The 17414-nt window shown below is 62.3% G+C and carries 17 protein-coding genes; 5 read left to right on the forward strand and 12 right to left on the reverse strand.

Features of this window, described 5'->3' with window-relative positions; all coding sequences use genetic code 11:
• Window positions 1-11: 11 nt before the first annotated feature.
• The 3 genes from petA to RHIBR816_RS0128035 form a co-directional block, all read right to left on the reverse strand.
• Window positions 12-590, reverse strand: coding sequence for a ubiquinol-cytochrome c reductase iron-sulfur subunit (gene petA, locus RHIBR816_RS0128025; protein ID WP_018239898.1), 579 nt, complete (start codon window positions 588-590; stop codon window positions 12-14).
• 310 nt (window positions 591-900) lie between these two features.
• Window positions 901-2766, reverse strand: coding sequence for an ABC transporter ATP-binding protein (locus tag RHIBR816_RS0128030; protein WP_018239899.1), 1866 nt, complete (start codon window positions 2764-2766; stop codon window positions 901-903).
• 104 nt (window positions 2767-2870) lie between these two features.
• On the reverse strand, window positions 2871-4724 hold the full coding sequence (locus tag RHIBR816_RS0128035; RefSeq protein ID WP_018239900.1) for an ABC transporter ATP-binding protein: 1854 nt from the start codon (window positions 4722-4724) through the stop codon (window positions 2871-2873).
• Between the two features lie 482 nt (window positions 4725-5206).
• On the opposite strand from RHIBR816_RS0128035, the gene RHIBR816_RS0128040 reads away from it, so the two are divergent.
• On the forward strand, window positions 5207-5668 hold the full coding sequence (locus RHIBR816_RS0128040) for a tRNA (cytidine(34)-2'-O)-methyltransferase (protein ID WP_018239901.1): 462 nt from the start codon (window positions 5207-5209) through the stop codon (window positions 5666-5668).
• Between the two features lie 53 nt (window positions 5669-5721).
• Here the strand turns inward: RHIBR816_RS0128040 and RHIBR816_RS0128045 are convergent, their stop codons facing one another.
• Window positions 5722-6294, reverse strand: a complete 573-nt coding sequence (locus RHIBR816_RS0128045; protein ID WP_018239902.1) for an NADPH-dependent FMN reductase — start codon at window positions 6292-6294, stop codon at window positions 5722-5724.
• 78 nt (window positions 6295-6372) lie between these two features.
• Here RHIBR816_RS0128045 and soxR point away from each other — a divergent pair, with 78 nt between their 5' ends.
• Entirely contained in the window at window positions 6373-6870 is a 498-nt protein-coding gene (soxR, locus tag RHIBR816_RS0128050) for a redox-sensitive transcriptional activator SoxR (RefSeq protein WP_026187511.1), read from the forward strand.
• Here the strand turns inward: soxR and RHIBR816_RS0128055 are convergent.
• Both RHIBR816_RS0128055 and RHIBR816_RS0128060 read right to left on the reverse strand, forming a co-directional pair.
• Window positions 6780-8048, reverse strand: coding sequence for an MFS transporter (locus RHIBR816_RS0128055; protein WP_026187512.1), 1269 nt, complete (start codon window positions 8046-8048; stop codon window positions 6780-6782). The genes soxR and RHIBR816_RS0128055 overlap by 91 nt on opposite strands.
• A 172-nt stretch (window positions 8049-8220) precedes the next feature.
• Window positions 8221-8481: a hypothetical protein gene (locus RHIBR816_RS0128060; RefSeq protein WP_018239905.1), complete on the reverse strand. Its 261-nt coding sequence runs from the start codon at window positions 8479-8481 to the stop codon at window positions 8221-8223.
• Window positions 8482-8680: 199 nt separating this feature from the next.
• Between RHIBR816_RS0128060 and hemF the strand changes: the two genes are divergently transcribed.
• Window positions 8681-9592 carry an oxygen-dependent coproporphyrinogen oxidase gene (gene hemF / locus RHIBR816_RS0128065; protein WP_018239906.1) on the forward strand — a complete coding sequence of 304 codons (912 nt, stop codon included), beginning with the start codon at window positions 8681-8683 and terminating at the stop codon, window positions 9590-9592.
• A 73-nt stretch (window positions 9593-9665) separates the two neighbouring features.
• The gene (locus RHIBR816_RS0128070) at window positions 9666-9944 is read left to right on the forward strand and encodes a BON domain-containing protein (protein WP_018239907.1); all 279 of its coding nucleotides are present in this window, start codon (window positions 9666-9668) and stop codon (window positions 9942-9944) included.
• 38 nt (window positions 9945-9982) lie between these two features.
• On the opposite strand, the gene RHIBR816_RS0128075 is transcribed toward RHIBR816_RS0128070, so the two are convergent.
• The 4 genes from RHIBR816_RS0128075 to RHIBR816_RS0128090 all read right to left on the reverse strand — a co-directional run bounded on the left by RHIBR816_RS0128075 (window position 9983) and on the right by RHIBR816_RS0128090 (window position 14118).
• Window positions 9983-10600, reverse strand: coding sequence for an ABC-type transport auxiliary lipoprotein family protein (locus tag RHIBR816_RS0128075; protein WP_026187513.1), 618 nt, complete (start codon window positions 10598-10600; stop codon window positions 9983-9985).
• Between the two features lie 80 nt (window positions 10601-10680).
• Complete coding sequence (locus tag RHIBR816_RS0128080) at window positions 10681-12051, reverse strand: MlaD family protein (RefSeq protein ID WP_018239909.1); 1371 nt, start codon at window positions 12049-12051, stop codon at window positions 10681-10683.
• An 88-nt stretch (window positions 12052-12139) separates the two neighbouring features.
• Window positions 12140-12949 (reverse strand): ABC transporter ATP-binding protein, encoded by an 810-nt coding sequence (locus RHIBR816_RS0128085; RefSeq protein ID WP_018239910.1) that lies wholly within the window; start codon window positions 12947-12949, stop codon window positions 12140-12142.
• Between the two features lie 14 nt (window positions 12950-12963).
• Window positions 12964-14118, reverse strand: coding sequence for an ABC transporter permease (locus RHIBR816_RS0128090; protein WP_018239911.1), 1155 nt, complete (start codon window positions 14116-14118; stop codon window positions 12964-12966).
• Window positions 14119-14266: 148 nt separating this feature from the next.
• On the opposite strand from RHIBR816_RS0128090, the gene dgcA reads away from it, so the two are divergent.
• Entirely contained in the window at window positions 14267-15250 is a 984-nt protein-coding gene (gene dgcA / locus RHIBR816_RS0128095; protein ID WP_018239912.1) for an N-acetyl-D-Glu racemase DgcA, read from the forward strand.
• On the opposite strand, the gene RHIBR816_RS0128100 is transcribed toward dgcA, so the two are convergent.
• Together RHIBR816_RS0128100 and RHIBR816_RS0128105 are read right to left on the reverse strand one after the other, a co-directional pair.
• On the reverse strand, window positions 15202-16422 hold the full coding sequence (locus tag RHIBR816_RS0128100; protein WP_026187514.1) for an MFS transporter: 1221 nt from the start codon (window positions 16420-16422) through the stop codon (window positions 15202-15204). The genes dgcA and RHIBR816_RS0128100 overlap by 49 nt on opposite strands.
• Window positions 16423-16516: 94 nt before the next feature.
• Window positions 16517-17356 carry a UDP-2,3-diacylglucosamine diphosphatase gene (locus tag RHIBR816_RS0128105; protein ID WP_026187515.1) on the reverse strand — a complete coding sequence of 280 codons (840 nt, stop codon included), beginning with the start codon at window positions 17354-17356 and terminating at the stop codon, window positions 16517-16519.
• Window positions 17357-17414: the final 58 nt, after the last annotated feature.

Here is a 17414-nt window from a genome sequence, read left to right on the forward strand (position 1 = left end):
CAGTAGTCCCCTCAACCGATCTTGATAACTGTGTCGGAAACGAACGAGAAGGTCGGCACGGCGAGGTTTTCCGGTGCCGGGCCTTTGCGGATGCGGCCGGCCGTATCGTAGTGCGACCCGTGGCAGGGACAGAACCAACCGCCGAAATCACCGGCCTGACCGAGCGGAACGCAGCCGAGGTGCGTGCAGGAACCGATCATCACGATCCAGTTTTCCTTACCCTCACCGGCGGAGCGATCGAGGTCGGTGGCTTGCGCATCGGTGGCGAGGTTGGCATTGCGCGCAACCGGATCCTTCAGCTCATCGAGCGCAACCGCCTTGGCTTCTTCGACTTCCTTGTCGGTGCGGTTGCGGATGAAGACCGGCTTGCCGCGCCACTTTGCCGTCAATGACATGCCTGGCTGGAGGCTGGAAACGTCGACCTCGATCGAAGCAAGCGCGAGCGTCGATGCATCCGGACGCATCTGATCGATGAACGGCCAAGCCGCCGCGCCGGCGCCGACAACGGCGGCCATGCCGGTGGCCAGATACAGGAAATCGCGGCGATTGGGCTCGCCCAAGGTCTCGCTTGAAATGTCGTGTTCGCTCACGGCTAAACCATCCTCTCACGCAATGTGCGGAAACCGCATCCGTCCCCGGCGCGTTTCCTTCCCATCCCGGTCTCGGAGCGCACCCTGTCCTCATGCTGGCACCCTGCCCCGCTTGCCAGGGCAAGCTTTGAAGCAAGTGCCAGACTCCGGAGAATCCTGCACGCAGAATCCCCAGCAATCCGGCGCGTTCTATGCTTGATCGCGAATTATGTCCAGCCTTCACAAGACAAGGTGGGCAGATTGTCGCGGGGAACAGGGGCGGCCAATGAGGACAAGGGCTTGGCCCGGTCGAGGACTGCGTTCGAGCCCTCTATTCCGCCGCCTCCTCCTGCGCGATGAAGCCACCCGATTGGCGCGCCCAAAGCTCCGCATAAAGACCTCCACGCGCGACCAACTCCGCGTGGCTGCCATCCTCGACGATGCGTCCGCGGTCCATCACGACCAGGCGGTCAAGCGCCGCGATGGTCGACAACCTGTGAGCGATGGCGAGCACCGTCTTGCCCTGCATCAGACGCTCCAGATTCGACTGGATCGCCGCCTCCACCTCGGAGTCGAGCGCCGAGGTTGCTTCATCGAGAACGAGGATCGGCGCGTCCTTGAGCATCACGCGGGCGATTGCGATCCTCTGCCGCTGACCGCCGGAGAGCTTAACGCCCCGCTCCCCGACATGGGCTTCGAAGCCCGTGCGACCGCGCTGGTCCTGCAGATTGATGATGAATTCATAGGCTTCCGCTTTGCGCGCCGCTTCGATCAACTGGTCGTCAGTGGCACCCGGCCTCCCGAAAAGAATATTGTCTCGGATCGACCGATGCAGAAGCGAGGTGTCCTGGCTGACCATGCCGATCCGGGCGCGTAGCGATTCCTGTCGGACTGCGGCGATATCCTGCCCGTCGATCAGGATGCGGCCTCCCTCAAGGTCATAGAAGCGGAGCAGCAGATTGACGAGCGTCGACTTGCCGGCGCCCGAACGACCGACGATGCCGACCTTTTCGCCGGGACGGATGGTCAGCGAGAAATCGTCGATGACGCCGCCACCCTTGCCGTAGTGAAACGCCACCTGCTCGAAACGGATCTCAGGCCGGTTGACCTTCAGTTCGGGCGCGCCAAGCCGATCGACGAGGCCGATCGGTTGCGAGACGAGCTCGGCCGAATTCTGGATCGTGCCGATATTGCGCATGATGGCGTTGAACTGCGACATCATCCGCCCGAGCAGCATGTTGAGCCGCAGCACCAGTGCCAGCGTAAAGGCCACCGCCCCTGAACTGACCGAGCCTGCAAGCCATAGGTGAACCGAATAGACTGCGATCGCGGTGATCATCAGGCCCGAAAGCAGCGCCTGCGAGGCCCGCACACCCGTCAAAAGTCGGGTAAATGGGATGACCGCGCCCTGGAAGCGGTCGAAACCCGCGCGGATATAGCGATCATTCTCCTCGTCGCTGCCAAAGAGTTTGAGCGTCTGTATGTTCGAATAGGCATCGACCATGCGGCCGTTGAGCATCGACGCCATCTCCGCAGTCTCCCGGGCATGCTTGCGCACGCGCGGCACGAAATACCGGGCAACTGCAAGGAAGACCACGATCCAAAAGGCCACCATCGCCGCCAGCCGCCAGTCGAGCTGGGCGATCAGCGCCATGGTCGACGCCGTATAGATGACGATAAACCAGATGACCTGCAGCAAGGATACGATCAGGTCGCTCGTTGCTTGCGCACCCGACCAGACCTTGGTGACGATGCGCCCGGAAAAGTCGTTCTGGAAGAAGGTCAGCGATTGTCGGGCAACATGGACATAGGACTGCCAGCGGACCAGATTGAGAAAGCCGGTGATGATCGCCTGCTCCTCGACCAACGCCGCAAGCGCCACCGCCAGGAAGCGGAACACCAGCACCGTCAAGAGCATGAAGAGCAGTTCCGGGCCGTTGGAAGAAATCAGCCCGCTCCAGCCATCCTGCGGCCGGATGGTATCGAGGACGTCGACAATCCGGCCGACGAAATAGAAGAGCCCCGCCTCGAGCATCGCCACCAGCCCGCCGAGCGCCGCCATGGCGAGGAAAGGACCTTTCGCCTGGCTTGCATAGAACCAGGCGAAGCCCCAGAGCGACCTTGGCGGCTGCAGCCGAACGCGCGGCGCGAAGGGTTTGATCCAGTTCTCGAAGGTGGTGACGATGGCGCGCAGCATTGTTCCGATAATAGGGGGCTGAGGGCGGACGGCAATCGCTTTCCGGCGCCGGACTGATTACAAATGCGTAAGCTTTCGACTTGAGGGAAGCCAAAGGCGGCGGATTACTCCGCCGCCTCCTCTTTTTCGACGTCGTCGGCGATGAAGCCGCCGGACTGGCGCGACCAGAGGTCGGCGTAGAGCCCGCCCTTTGCGACGAGTTCGGCATGCGAGCCGGTCTCGACGATCCGCCCGGCTTCGAGAACCACCAGCCGGTCCATTTCGGTGAGCGTCGACAGGCGGTGAGCGATGGCGATCACCGTCTTGCCGGCCATTAGGGCGAAAAGATTCTCCTGGATCGCCGCCTCGACCTCGGAGTCGAGCGCCGAGGTTGCCTCGTCGAGAATGAGGATCGGCGCGTCCTTGAGGAACACCCGGGCGATCGCAATTCTCTGCCGCTGGCCGCCGGAAAGCTTCACCCCACGTTCGCCGACCTGTGCGTCGAGCCCTTGCCTGCCGAGGTTGTCCTCGAGCGCCTGGATGAATTCCCAGGCGTTCGCCTTCCTGGCGGCGGCGAGGACCTGCGCGTCGGTCGCCTCCGGGTGTCCATAGGCGATGTTGTCGCGAATGGAGCGGTGCAGAAGCGACGTGTCCTGCGTGACGACGCCGATCTGCGCGCGCAGGCTGTCCTGGGTGACCGCTGAGATATCCTTCCCGTCGATTCGGATGACACCGTCCTCCAGATCATAGAAACGCAGGAGCAGGTTCATCAGCGTCGTCTTGCCTGCACCGGAGCGGCCGACGAGGCCGATCTTTTCGCCGGGACGGATATCAAGCGACAGCCGGTCGATGACGCCTTTTGCCTTGCCGTAGTGGAAGCGGATATCCTCGAAGCGGATCGCCCCCTTGTCGGCCGTCAGCGCCACGGCATTCGGCTGATCGACGATGTCGTGCACCTTCGTCATCATGCCCATGCCGTCATAGACCGTGCCGATATTCTCGAACAGCGCCGAGACTTCCCACATAATCCACTGCGACATGCCGTTGATGCGCATGGCAAGACCGATCGCAACGGCGATCGCACCGACCGAGATCGCGCTGGTCAGCCACAGGTAGATCCCGAGCGCCCCGACGGCGAAGAGCGCCACGCAGTTGTTCGTGTAGACGCATATGTGGAACAGCGTGACCTTGCGCATCTGCCGGTAGACGGTGTCGAGAAATTCCTCCATCCCGGCGCGCGCATAGGTCTCCTCCCGCCCCGCATGCGAGAAGAGTTTTACCGTGCTGATATTGGTGTAGCTGTCGACGATGCGTCCCGTCATCATCGAACGCGCATCGGCCTGTGCCTTGGAAATCTTCTGCAAGCGCGGCACGAAGGTGCTGACGATGACGATGTAGATGGCGAGCCAGACGGCGAGCGGCGTAACAAGACGCCAGTCGGCCGCCGCGACGACGACCAGCATCGTCGTGAAATAACTCACCACATAGACGAAGACGTCGAGGATCTTCATCACGGTTTCGCGCACGGCAAGTGACGTCTGCATCACCTTCGTGGCCACCCGTCCGGCGAACTCGTTGGCGAAGAAGGTCATGCTCTGCCGGAGCAGATACCGGTGCATCTGCCAGCGGGCGATCATCGGATAATTGCCGAGCAGCACCTGATGCATGATGAAGGAATCGATCGCCACGAGGGCCGGCAAGCCGATGAGGATCAAGGCTCCCATCCAGGCAAGTCTGCTCCCCTCGGCGGCGAGAAAGGTTTCGCGCTCGGCCTTGGACAGCCAATCGACGACGTTACCGAGGAACTGGAACAGCGCCACCTCGCCGATGGCGATGAGCATCGTGCAGATCGCCATGATGAGGAGCCATGGCGCGGCAGGCTTTGTGTAGTGCCAGCAGAAGGCAAAGAGGCCCTTCGGTGGAAGCGTAGGTTCTTCCATCGGGTACGGATTGAGGCGGGATTCAAACCAGCCGAACATTCGTTAGCTCCTTCAGACATTTTGAAGGAAGGCGGGTCGCCCCGCATTCTTTATCTTTGAGAAAATACAGTCCGGAAATGACGCCCCGAGTGGGCCATTGCTCTCCGGAAAACCGGAGCACGCGTCATTCGTTCTTGAGAAGGAAAGGTCGCGGAGCCGGTCAGGCCTGGAAATGCCAGGCTACTCGTGGGAGGCGTGTCAACATCATCACAGTCATGCATGCCTCCGTCGGTTCGCGTTGAAGAGGATTGACCTTTACCCCTATTTGCGCTGCCGCGCCAGATTGTCGCAGGCGTTTTGTTACGGATTTTATTGCCGACGCCCCGCCTGTTGCCGATACGGCACAAATTAGCGAAGGGAAAATCAGCTGCTCGGCACGCGATCCCCCGTTCCCGCCCTGCGAGTAGATCGCAAAGCAATTTGGTGCCATACGGGCGTCCATATTTTCGCGTCTCAGCAGTTTGCGTCTTCGGTACAGGCTCATGAACGACCTCCGCATCGCCCTTTACCAGCCGGACATTCCCGGCAATACCGGAACAATCCTTCGTCTCGCGGCCTGCCTCGGCGTTTCCGTCGACATCATCGAGCCGGCGGGTTTCGACCTTTCCGACCGCAACCTCAAGCGCGCTGGAATGGACTACATCGCGGCCGTCACGCTGACCCGCCATGTCAGCTGGGAGCGCTTCGAAGCGTGGCGCGCGGATACCGGCCGGCGGCTGGTGCTCGCTTCCACCAGGGCCGCCGAGCCCTACACACGGTTCGCCTTCCAGGCTGACGACATTCTTCTCTTCGGCCGGGAAAGCGCCGGCGTGCCCGATCATGTGCATGACCGTGCCGACGCCCGCATCGTCATTCCGATGGCACCCGGCCAGCGATCGCTCAACATCGCCATGGCGACTGCGATGGTCGTCGGCGAAGCGATGCGTCAGACCGGCGCGTTCTGAGACGTCAAAGAGTGCCTTGCGGCGTCCTATCTCGTTGGGAGATGCCTCGCCCTTCATGCGGCGATCTCGTTATAGGGCGTAGCCTTGCGCGCATACTTCAATGTCCGCGCCCACCAGGTGAGCCGGTCCATCATCAGGAACAGCGGCGTACGCAGCTCTTCGGGCTTGTAGAGATTCCCTGCCGCGTCGAATTTCGACCACGCCTTCGGCAGCGCCACTCCGTCCCTGAGCGTCACCGCATGCAGTTCTCCGAAGACCTGGCGCAATTGCTCGACCGCCCGGATGCCGCCGGATGCACCACCATAGGAGACAAAGGCCACCGGCTTGGCGTGCCAGGGTTCATAAACGGCGTCGATCATCTCCTTCAGCGCCGCGGGATAGCCGTGATTGTATTCCGGCGTGATGACGATGAAAGCGTCCGCCTCGGCAACCTTTCGCTCCATCCACTCGGCCGGATCGGCGGATTTCTCGCTGCGAGAGCTCTTCAACCGCAATGGATCAATGATCGTCAGGCTGAAGATCTCGGATGTCGAAAGCTCGCGGATGAGCCAGCTGGCGACGGTATCGCAGAACCGGCCCTGGCGCGCGCTGCCATAGATCAGGGCGAGGGTCATCTTCTCTGTCATGCGGAATCAGCTCCTAGTTGTCGGTAACAGGGAGCTCATGCTATAGAACCTCAACTATAGTTGAGGTCAATAGCACCCATGCAAAAAGACAGCTGCAGCGATTTCAAGCGCGAACTCACGGTCGGCGAGGTCGCCGAACGCAGCGGCATCGCGGTCTCGACGCTTCATTTCTACGAAACGAAGGGGCTGATACGCAGCAACCGCAGCCGTGGCAACCAGCGGCGATATCCCCGCTCCATTCTGAGACGGGTCGCCGTCATCAAGGTCGCCCAGCGCACCGGTATCCCGCTTGCGGAAATTCAATCGGCCCTGTCCGTGCTACCTGATGATCGGCCGTTGACCGTTGAGGACTGGGGACGGCTTTCCGAGACCTGGCGGCAACAACTCGACGATCGCATCGCCAAGTTGACCTCGCTACGCGATCAGTTGACCGGCTGCATCGGCTGCGGCTGCCTGTCGATGCGCGACTGCCCTTTGCGCAATCCCTATGACGTACTTGGATCCGAAGGGACCGGACCACGTTTGATGGATCCTTCCGACTGCGTGGATGACGCGGAAAACGCGCCCGGAGCCTGAGCGGCTCTTGGTCTCAACCGGTTGAGCAAGATCATGCTCGTCAACGTGCCTGCGGAGCAGAGCAGCGCTATCGAGACCGCCCAGCCATTGCCCGCGGCGCCGAGGACGAACGAGAAGAATGGGGGAGCCGCGGCGAAGGCGAGGTTGAGCGGCAGTCCGAGGCGCGCCATCACCAACGCGTATTGTGCCGAAGAGAAGAAGACAAGCGGCATCGTCGCTCGGCTGACCGACATGGCGCCGCTCGATAGGCCGTAGAGCACGAGGAAAATGATGATCGACCACACGGTGCCCTCGCCGAGGATCAGGGCGAGCAGCGCCAGCGGCATGATCGCCGCCGCAACGACCCCAGTCGTCAGCCCATCCCAGCGATTGCCGCCGAGGAAGTCGAAGAGCCGCGCCGAGAGCTGGATGAAACCGATCGCCGATCCGAAACCGACAGCAACAGAGTCCGGCACTGCATAGCTGCGGAAAAGATCGATGACGACGAGCTGGAAGCCCCAGGTGACGAAGCCGTTGAGCGCAACTGCCGCCACTATCAGCCCAACACGCCGCCGATCGCGACGGGCGTCCGGCTGCCCCAGTTTCTCGTCTACGGCGGCGTGAGGCACGCGGCCGGACGCTTCGCTTCGCGGAAGGCCAAAGAAATGCAGCGGTAAACAGACGAGCAGCATCGCCGCGCCGAAAACCATGAGGGCACCGCGCCAGCCGAGCGTTGCTTCGAGGAAGACAGTGACGGGCCAAGAAACACTTGGGGCGAGCGCCATGGCGAGCATTTGCGCTCCGATCGCGCGGCGGGCGCCCTCGCCGGCAATCTCGGTCAGATAGACATGGGCGGATGTCGTCAGTGTTGCGGCCCCGGCGACACCGAGAAGAGCCCAGGCGATGAAGTAGGTGATCGGCCCATGCGCGCTCGCGAGCAGCCACAAGCCAGGTGCCGCCAGCGCCGAACCGGACGCAAGCACCAGTCGCGCCCCGAAGCGCTCATAAAGCGCGCCAAGCGGCGGCGAACACAGCGCCATTGCCACCAGCATCATGGTCGGACCGAGATAGATCATCGACGGTTCGAGGCCGAGGTCGCCCGCCATTCCGGCTGCCGTGACCGACACGAACATGAACATCGCGGCCCAGGCGACGATTTGCGTGACGGATAGGACGATTACTGAGCGGAAGACAGGCATGAGGCGGGGCCGGTGGAGACGCACGCAGGAATAGCGGCAAAGACGATTGCAGCAACTCCCTAGCGCACCCGCGCGGCCTTGGCGAGATGAAATCGAGAACCGCGAGGCGGAACCTCTTTCCTCCAAGCCGGCGCCGTAGCGCAGTTCTCGCCGTGGGAAGGAATGCGGTCGTTCAGTCAGCGCTTGGCAGGCGCCGCATCGTGAACTCGATCTCGTCGCCATCGAGCTGGCGCCAGCTCTCGACTTCCGTCCAGTAGGCGGCCTTCGGCCAGGTCTCGAACCATTCGCGCGCCTTGGCGCGGGCGGCATTGCGTTCGAGACGAAAGGTCTCGCGCACGAACAGGCCGCCGCCTCGCGCCGGGTTTTCCCGGCGATGCCGGGCGATCTGGCGCCGCAAACCATCGAGCGGCGGTGCTGGGGGTATCTTCGCCATGGCTGTACCTCCGATGATAAAGATAGGATGGGCACTGCCCCTTCGCCAGTCCATCGCTCCAGCGCTTGGCTGCCATTGCGGTAGACTGTCACGGAGCAAGTGCCGCCGTTGCCATTCGCCCAAAAATATGGAGTGTGACGACGGCGACAGAATCGGCGGCTTTCCCGGTGGAATGCCGCAAGTTGGAACCTGAATTCCCATGGAAAGACCGCAACTGCCGCAGGAGCTGCCTGCAGACATCGAAGACAAAAAGGCCGAGGCGAAGGCTTGGTTCGAGAGCCTGCGCGACTCGATCTGCGCGGCATTCGAGGCGATCGAGGACGACCTGACGGGGCCGTTGTCGGATCGCCCGCCGGGCCGCTTCGTCGGCAAGGATTGGCTTCGCGAAGAAGGCGCCGGCGGCGGCGGGCGCATGTCGATGATGGAGGGCCGCGTCTTCGAAAAGGTCGGCGTCCATACGTCGACCGTGTTCGGCGAGTTTTCCCCCGAGTTCCGCAACCAGATCCCCGGCGCAAGCGAAGATCCGCGCTTCTGGGCCTCCGGCATTTCGCTGATCGCCCATCCGGTGAATCCCAACGTGCCGGCCGTGCACATGAATACGCGCATGGTCGTGACCACCAGCAACTGGTTCGGCGGCGGCGCGGACCTAACCCCCGTCCTCGACCGCCGGCGCGTCATGACCGACCCGGACACCTTGGTCTTCCACCGCGCAATGGAGATCACCTGCAATCGGCATCCGGTTGCCGACCATGCGAAATTCAAAGAATGGTGCGACGAGTATTTCTTCCTCAAGCACAGGAACGAGCCGCGCGGCACCGGCGGTATCTTCTACGACTGGCTGCACTCGCCCGAGGACATGGGCGGCTGGCAGGCCGATTTCGCCTTCACCCGCGACGTCGGCAAGGCCTTCGCCATCGTCTATCCAAAAATCGTCAGGGCGAATTTCAACGCGCCATGGACCGAGGCCGACCGCGACGAGCAGCTCGTGCGTCGCGGCCGCTACGTCGAATTCAACTTGCTCTACGATCGCGGCACCCTCTTCGGCCTCAAGACCGGCGGCAACGTCGAGTCGATCCTCTCGTCCCTGCCCCCGGTCGTTCGCTGGCCCTGATTGCCTCACGGGCGAAGACGCGAACAAATCCCAGCTTACGGCGTTTTCTCCGCAACGACGGAGTGATCGCCGCATGATATTCAAGAAACGCACATTCTTCGGCCACGAGCCCGAAAGAGAAACCCCCGACCATCCGGCGGAGCTGGAGCGAACGGTTGCCCATTGCCTCGCCGTTGCGCCGGGGCTTGACGCGGCCGACGTCACGGTGACCTGCAGTGGCAACACGGTCCTGCTCGGCGGCAGCGTTGCCACGCAGGACGAAATTCAACGCGCAGAGGAAGCGGCAAAGTCGGTCGCAGGCGTCGGCGAAGTGCTCAACCGCATCGCACTCTCGAAGGTCGGCAGCGGGTGAACTTCGCCTATGCGACAATGCCCAGTTTCCGGCTGCGCTTAGATGGACCGAAGCGTCCAGCCGACGATATCGGCTGCCACCCTGGCGAAGGCGGCGTCGAGGGCTGTGACAAAGGCCGGATTGCCGGCGCCCTGCACCGGCGCGACGGCACGGAATTCCTGCTGCCTGCGCACGGTGCCGGTGCGATCATCCAAAATCTTGGCGAAAATCTCGACGACCGCCGTATCCGGCCCGTCGGTGGAAATCTCGAAGGCACGGAGTTCGGTGACCAGCTGATAGTCGATGGCAAGACCCTGGCCCGGCTTGCCGACGCCACGAACCCTGCCGGTATTGTCGAAAGTCTGGACGAGCCGATCCTGCACGAGGCGCGGCAGGCTGTCGCCCCATTGGGCCCCGGCGAGGTATTGCAGCTCCGATCTCGACAGCCGAACGACGATCTGGTCGCTGCCGAGCGTTTTCAGCGCCGTCGGCTCCGGCACGAGGATCTGACGGTTCGTTCCTGCCGCACGTTCGACGACGGGCACCGACGCCAGGCTGAACGTATCGTTGACCGCCTGGCGCGTACCGCAGCCCGCCAGCATCGTCGCCAATGAAAGAACCGCGGCAATCCGGGCCGTTCCCGTACCACGCCACGCTACCAGACCCGGAAAACCCATACGCACATTATCCCCAAACAACGCGGCGCCGTCCGGCTCCCCGCCCCCACGCAACCTGCCCGCGACCGGTGCTCAGCGAATCACCGGCGCGTGCGGCCATCATATTGCTTAACAGTCTCGCCGCCGAATAGCAGGCGCTGTGGATTTCGATCGAAATTGGAAATCGTACTCTGCAGGCTCTGCACCGTCCGCCGCGTTTCGGTGACGAGCGTCTCGACATCCCGCAAGCCGGAATTGGAGAACCGCTTCAGGTTGTCGGCGATGGGACCGATCTGAGCGTTGAGGTTGTCGGCCATGCGTCGGAATGATTCAAGCGTCGAACGGGCCTCTGCCGAAAGCGACGGCGCATTCGCGTCGCCGAGGAAGCCGTCGACCTTTACAAGAATGCTGTCGACCCTGTTCGATGCCGCATTCAGCTTGTTCGACATCTCCGTGAAATCGGTGATGGTCTGGTCTATGTCCTCCTGGCGGGCGGAGATCTTGTTGGCAAACTCGGACACCTGGGCGGCAACCTTGCGAGCATCGGCGCTCGCCGCGGAGATGTCATTGACGACCAGCCCGACCTTCTGGGTGTCGACCGCAGCCACCAGCGCGTCGACGCGCTTCAATGTCTGCTGTGCGTTCTTGCCGAACTGATCATAAGTCTCGACGGTCCGCTTGAATCCGGCGATCGCCTCCGAGACGCCGCCGGACGCGGCCTTGAGGTCGTTGCTCACCTCTTCAACATTGCTGACAATCGTGTCGATTTTCTTCGGATCCACCGACTTGATCAGCCTGTCGGCGCTCGCGAGCGTGGTATCGAGCTTCTTCGAGGCCGCACTGACCGACCCCGACAACTCCTCGACGCTCTTCAGGAACTGATCGATCGCGTCGGAATTGTCCGCCAGCGCCTTGGAGAACCGCTGCGCATTGCCGATTGTCGCGGTCAACGGGCCGCGAACTTCAGTGACGAACCCCTGAATGTCGCCGATGGCATTGTTTGCCCGATCAAGAATCTGGTCGGCAGTCGCAAGCAGGCTCGTCACGCTCGACTGGTCGGCGAGGATACGCGCCTGCGTCCCCTTTTCGAGCGCGGTCTTCAGAATGTTCTCGTCACCCTTCCGCCCGCCGCTGAGCTCGATATAGGCCGCCCCGGTCAAGCCCTGGATTTCCAGCGTCGCCTTTGTCGAGGCCAGCACCGGCGCGTCGGTCGATACCTCGGTGATGGCGATCGAATAGCGCGGGTCATTAGCGTCGATGGCGAGACTGCGCACGGTACCGACATTGATACCGTTGAAGCGCACCGGCGAGCCGACCGACAGGCCGTTGGCAGAGCCCGGAATGTTGACGACGAGTTCGACCATCTCGCCGCTTCGGCCATATTGCGACATCCAATAGACGAAACCGAAGGCTGCGGCGATCACGAACACCGTGAAAAAGCCGACAATGGCATAGTTCGCTTTGGTTTCCATCGGCTTCGACTACCCTTGCGGCCCTTGCCGCCCTTCCATCCGCTTCGACACCGGCTTCCGGCGAAGCTATCTTACCAACTTTTCCGGATCAGTCGTGCTCGCGCACGATCGCCCTCGCCCGCTTGCCGCGGAAATAGGATTTTACCCATGGCTCGTCGCAGGCAAGCATATCCTCGATGGTCCCCTCGACCAGGACGCGCTTCTGGCCGAGGACGGCGATCCGGTCGCAAACCGAGAACAGGCTGTCCAGATCGTGCGTCACCATATACACGGTCAATCCAAGCGTGTCCCGCAGCTTGGCGATCAACTCGTCGAACTCCGCCGCACCGATCGGATCGAGGCCCGACGTCGGCTCGTCCAGGAAAACGAGATCCGGATCGAGCGCCAGCGCGCGTGCGAGTGCGGCGCGCTTGATCATACCGCCGGAAAGCTCCGAAGGGTATTTTTCCGCCGCTTCCGGTGCCAGGCCCACCAGTTCGATCTTCAGGCGCGCGAGTTCATCCATGAGCTCTTGCGGAAGATCGAGATATTCGCGCATCGGCACCTGGATATTCTCTCGCACGGTTAGCGCGGAAAAGAGTGCGCCATGCTGGAAGAGAACACCAAGCCGCATATCGAGCGCGATGCGTTCCTCATCGCTGACCTTGTCGTATTCTGCGCCGAGAATCTCGATCGCACCGGAGCGCTTCGGCAGCAGCCGCAGGACTGTGCGCATCAAAACCGACTTGCCGGTCCCGGAAGCTCCGACGAATCCGAGGATTTCTCCGCGCAGCACATCGAGATTGAGCTTGTCGAGTACGATGTTGTCGCCGAAACCGACCGTCAGGTCGCGCACGGAAAGGACGGTCTCGCGCCTCGTCGCCTGCTCCGGTTGCTTTTCCATGACCGCCTGAACCATTTTTCCCGTCCGCCTCAGAAATCGATCGCCGCATAAAACATCGCGAACAATCCGTCGATCAGGATGACGACGAAGATCGATTTGACGACCGACGAGGTCACACGCCGACCGAGCGATTCCGCACTGCCGCCGACCTTCAGCCCCTCGACCGCGGCAACGACTCCAATAATGAGCGCCATGAACGGCGCCTTGATCATGCCGGCCGCCACTGAGGAGAAATCGACGGCCTCCTGTAGTCGAGCGAGGAACGTCGGTATCGTGATGCCTGAATAGCTCCAGGCAACGAGCGCCGCTCCGACGAGCGCGGCGAAGTTCGCGATGATGGTCAAGAGCGGCAGCGCGATCGTCAGTGCGACAAGGCGCGGGAAGACCAGTACGCCGACCGGGCTCAACCCCATGACCTTGAGTGCGTCGACTTCCTCGCGCATCTTCATCGAGCCGATTTCGGCCGTGATCGCGCTGCCCGAGCGGCCGGCAATCATGATCGCCGTGAGGAGCACGCCGATTTCGCGCAGTTGAAGAATACCGACCAGATCGACAACAAAGATTTCCGCCCCGAAAGATCGCAGCTGGAATGCCCCCTGCTGCGCGATGATGGCGCCGATCAGAAAGGACATCAGCGTGATGATGGGCGTCGCCATCACGCCCATGCGGTCGATCTGGTGGACGATCGCCGCAGGCGAAACGCCGGCGTGGCGCCCGAGCTTCATCTGCGCTCCGCGGACCGCGGAACCCAGGATATACATGGCGGCGACCGTGTCGGTCCAAATCGACACCGTCACTTCGCCGATCGGCGCAAACAGCCGCTGGAAAAGCGGATCATTTCGTTTCGCACGTTCGGGCTGCCGCAACTCTCCGGGCAATGCGCGCACCAATTCAACATAGCGCTCCCCGCCGCCAAGGAAACGAATCTCTCCCCCGTCCTCGCTGCCGATCCCGTTCATGAAACGCCGGATGATCCAGGCGCCTGCCGTGTCCATCGCCGTGATCCCGGAAAAATCGAATTCGTTGCGGTCGCCGGCCGGCTTCCCGAGCCGTTTCAGCTTGTCGGCCATGGCTTCTGCCGTCTGATGCCGCCAGTCGCCGCTGAACACGTAACGTCGGCCGCCCCCCCCGTCTGCCTCGGCGAGGGCGACGTCGGCAGCGTTCTGGGATGGCGCGCGCGTCACGTGATCTTGGTCTTTCGATTGCTTTTCGATAATCTCTTAAACCAGATTCGATCTCAGGACAAAATCACCTAGAAATTCAAGGTCGTACTGCACGCCTTGTGCGACCGAAAAGACACAGCCGCGGGGCGCGACCCGTCGGAGAGCACCGATGCCGATTTCGCTTGCAGCCGCCGTCGAACATTTCCCGATCGCCGGCGCCTTCACCATATCCCGCGGCTCGAAAACGACGGCGAGCGTGGTGACCTGCCGCATCGACGACGGTGCTGCGTCCGGTCGCGGCGAATGCGTGCCCTATGGCCGCTACGGCGAATCGATCGAATCGGTGCTGAGCGAGATCGATGCCGTTCGACCGCTTGTTGAAGCCGGCATGACGCGGCTTGAGCTGCAGCCGGCGATGAAACCGGGGGCGGCGCGCAACGCAGTCGACTGCGCGCTCTGGGATCTTGAGGCAAAACAGGCGAACAAATCGGCCGCCACACTGGCCGGGATAGCCGAACCGGTCGCCCTGACGACAGCCTATACAATCTCGCTCGCCGATCCGGAAGAGATGATGGCCCGGGCGGCAAAATACGCCCATCGTGCTCTCCTGAAGGTCAAGGTCGGGACCGCCGACGATAGGTCACGCATCCAGGCCGTGCGGCAAGGCGCACCGGAAAGCAGGATCATCCTGGATGCCAACGAAGGCTGGACGCCGGAAAACCTCGCCTTCCATTTTGCTGCCTGCGCCGAGGCCGGCATCGCCCTCATCGAGCAACCGCTGCCGGCAGGATATGACGCGGCGCTGGCGCATATCGACCGCTCCGTTCCCGTCTGTGCGGACGAGAGCGTGCACGCGACCGCAGACCTCAAGGCCCTCGTCGGGCGCTACGACGCGGTCAACATCAAGCTCGACAAGACGGGCGGCCTCACCGAGGCGCTGCGAATGCGCAAAGAGGCCGAGCGCCTCGGCCTGAAGATCATGCTGGGCTGTATGGTCGGCAGTTCGCTCGCCATGGCCCCGGCGATGCTCGTCGCGCAGGGCGCCGACTTCGTCGATCTCGACGGCCCGCTGCTGCTTGCAAAGGACCGAAGCCCGGGGCTCCGCTACGAGGCCTCGCTCGTCTTCCCGCCTGAGCCGAGCCTGTGGGGCTGAAGATACCAGCCGGCATAGGCGAAGCAGCATCCGCATAGCGCCACGACCGACATCGAATAGAAGCCGGCGACGCCGAACCAGGCGTAAAAATAACCCGACAGAAACGTGAAGATCGCCGTGAAGATGCCGGTGTAGAAGAAATAGAGGCCCTGGGCGGAAGCTTCCTGTTCCTCGGCGACGCGCTCAACCAGCTTGTGCTGCATGCCGGTGTGCATGATCGCGTAGGTGAAGGCATGGAAGCACTGGAGGACGAAATAGCCCCAAAAACCCAGGTCCATCGGAAAGATCAGCCAGCGCACCACCGCTAGGAGACAGCCGGAGAAAATCATCGTCCAGACACTGAAGCGCCTGACGATCGTCCTGGCGAAGAAGAACATCAGCACTTCCGCCGCCACCCCGGCACTCCATAGGGCCCCGATCTGCGTGCCGCTGTAGCCGATCTGCTGCCAGTAGATAGCCGAGAAGGCGAAGAGCATCGCATGGCTGCTGTTGACGAGCGTCACACCGATCAGCAGCAGTTGCAGATCGGGCTGACGCAACGATTGCGGCGGCGGCTCGGTCAACGCAGTGATCGGCGAAGGTCGACGCGGACGGCCGATCCGAGGCGCCGCGAAAGCCATGAGAACGGTCAATCCGAAACCGGCGGCCATCGCCGGCAACACCATCCCGCCGCCGATGAGACCGATCATCCAGCCGCCGAGCATCGTCGCGCCGATGAAGGCGATCGACCCCCAGACGCGCATCTGCGCATAATCGAAACCCCAGCGACGCACGCCCGACAGCGCAATGGCCTCGACGATCGGCAGGTAAGGGGAATAGGCGGCCGATTGCAGCGCATAGATCGCCAGCACCGGCCAGAAGTCCCTGGCGAAGAAAAGAACGAATGCGAGGGCAAGAGAAAGACAGCCCGACCAGATCAGGACGATCGTACGTTCGCCAAGCCGATCCGCCAGTACGCCCGCCAGTGGTGCCGTGATAACGCGGATGAACATCGGCACGGCGAGGACCACGCCGATCTCGAAATCGCTCATCGACAAGCTGCTGAGCCAAACCGGAAAGTACGGCATCGCGAAGCCGTTGACGATCAGCGGCGCGCAGAAGAGCAACGCGATGCGGAGCGCGAAATGACGCGGCGGAGGCCCCAATACGGGGGGCGCGGATGCGGGAATCATGGGAGGACCTGATGGCTGTGCGCAAGCTCTAGCACGATTGCTCGGCGGCTCGCCAGCCGCTAGTTTTAGCCACTTGCTGAGCGATCCGGCGGCTTCAGGCTGCCTGCACTGCCGCTAGCGTCACGGGCAGTTCATCGGCCGCGGTCTCCGCGACGGGCATGCTGCCGCGCAGGCTATGCCAGGTGATCAGTTCCATCGTGCCATCGAAGTGCTCGGCGATCGCCGTGCAGCTCTCGACCCAGTCGCCGGTATTGATGTAGCGGATCTCGTCGATATCCTCGATCACGGCATGGTGGATATGGCCACAGATGACGCCCTGTGCGTGGTGTCGGCGGGCCTCGTCCGCGACGACTTTCTGGAACTCTCCGATGAAGTTCACCGCATGCTTGACCTGCAGCTTCGCCCAGGACGAAAACGACCAATAGGGCATGCCGAGGCGGCGGCGAACGGCGGCAAGTCCGATATTGATGGCGATTGCCATGTCGTAGGCCCAGTCGCCGAGATAAGCGAGGACGCGCGCATTGCGCACCACGATGTCGAATTCGTCGCCATGCAGCACGAGGTAGTTGCGCCCGTCCGCTGCCTGGTGCATGTGGCGCGCCGCAACCTCGATGCCGCCGAAATGGACGCCGGGAAAATCCCGCATGAACTCGTCGTGATTGCCGGGAATATAGATGATGCGCGAACCCTTGCGGGCCTTGCGCAACAGCTTCTGGACGACGTCGTTGCAGTTCTGCGGCCAATACCAACTGCGCTTCAGCCGCCAGCCGTCGACGATATCGCCGACAAGAATGATGGTCTCGGCTTCATGGTGGCGCAGGAAATCGAGCAGATAATCCGTCTTCGCCGCCTTCGAGCCCAGATGGACGTCGGAGATGAACAGCGTCCGCAATTTCCGTACCGGATTCTGTTGAGATCCCGATGCCGCTACCATGCGATCCTCGCCTTCTCGTGCCATTGATCGCTTTGTGAAAACCAGACTCGTGTTTCAG

The organism is Ensifer sp. BR816, assembly GCF_000378985.1.
Taxonomy (GTDB): Bacteria; Pseudomonadota; Alphaproteobacteria; order Rhizobiales; family Rhizobiaceae; genus Sinorhizobium.

What these genes read in the sequence shown, in the direction of transcription:
- hemF (WP_018239906.1), top strand. Translation starts at nt 8,681, where the DNA reads ATGGAAAGACCGCAACTGCCGCAGGAGCTGCCTGCAGACATCGAAGAC.
- RHIBR816_RS0128085 (WP_018239910.1), bottom strand. Translation starts at nt 12,949, where the DNA reads ATGGTTCAGGCGGTCATGGAAAAGCAACCGGAGCAGGCGACGAGGCGC.
- RHIBR816_RS0128105 (WP_026187515.1), bottom strand. Translation starts at nt 17,356, where the DNA reads ATGGTAGCGGCATCGGGATCTCAACAGAATCCGGTACGGAAATTGCGG.
- RHIBR816_RS0128055 (WP_026187512.1), bottom strand. Translation starts at nt 8,048, where the DNA reads ATGCCTGTCTTCCGCTCAGTAATCGTCCTATCCGTCACGCAAATCGTC.
- RHIBR816_RS0128100 (WP_026187514.1), bottom strand. Translation starts at nt 16,422, where the DNA reads ATGATTCCCGCATCCGCGCCCCCCGTATTGGGGCCTCCGCCGCGTCAT.
- dgcA (WP_018239912.1), top strand. Translation starts at nt 14,267, where the DNA reads ATGCCGATTTCGCTTGCAGCCGCCGTCGAACATTTCCCGATCGCCGGC.
- RHIBR816_RS0128035 (WP_018239900.1), bottom strand. Translation starts at nt 4,724, where the DNA reads ATGTTCGGCTGGTTTGAATCCCGCCTCAATCCGTACCCGATGGAAGAA.
- RHIBR816_RS0128060 (WP_018239905.1), bottom strand. Translation starts at nt 8,481, where the DNA reads ATGGCGAAGATACCCCCAGCACCGCCGCTCGATGGTTTGCGGCGCCAG.
- RHIBR816_RS0128045 (WP_018239902.1), bottom strand. Translation starts at nt 6,294, where the DNA reads ATGACAGAGAAGATGACCCTCGCCCTGATCTATGGCAGCGCGCGCCAG.
- RHIBR816_RS0128070 (WP_018239907.1), top strand. Translation starts at nt 9,666, where the DNA reads ATGATATTCAAGAAACGCACATTCTTCGGCCACGAGCCCGAAAGAGAA.
- soxR (WP_026187511.1), top strand. Translation starts at nt 6,373, where the DNA reads ATGCAAAAAGACAGCTGCAGCGATTTCAAGCGCGAACTCACGGTCGGC.
- RHIBR816_RS0128030 (WP_018239899.1), bottom strand. Translation starts at nt 2,766, where the DNA reads ATGCTGCGCGCCATCGTCACCACCTTCGAGAACTGGATCAAACCCTTC.
- RHIBR816_RS0128040 (WP_018239901.1), top strand. Translation starts at nt 5,207, where the DNA reads ATGAACGACCTCCGCATCGCCCTTTACCAGCCGGACATTCCCGGCAAT.
- RHIBR816_RS0128075 (WP_026187513.1), bottom strand. Translation starts at nt 10,600, where the DNA reads ATGGGTTTTCCGGGTCTGGTAGCGTGGCGTGGTACGGGAACGGCCCGG.
- RHIBR816_RS0128080 (WP_018239909.1), bottom strand. Translation starts at nt 12,051, where the DNA reads ATGGAAACCAAAGCGAACTATGCCATTGTCGGCTTTTTCACGGTGTTC.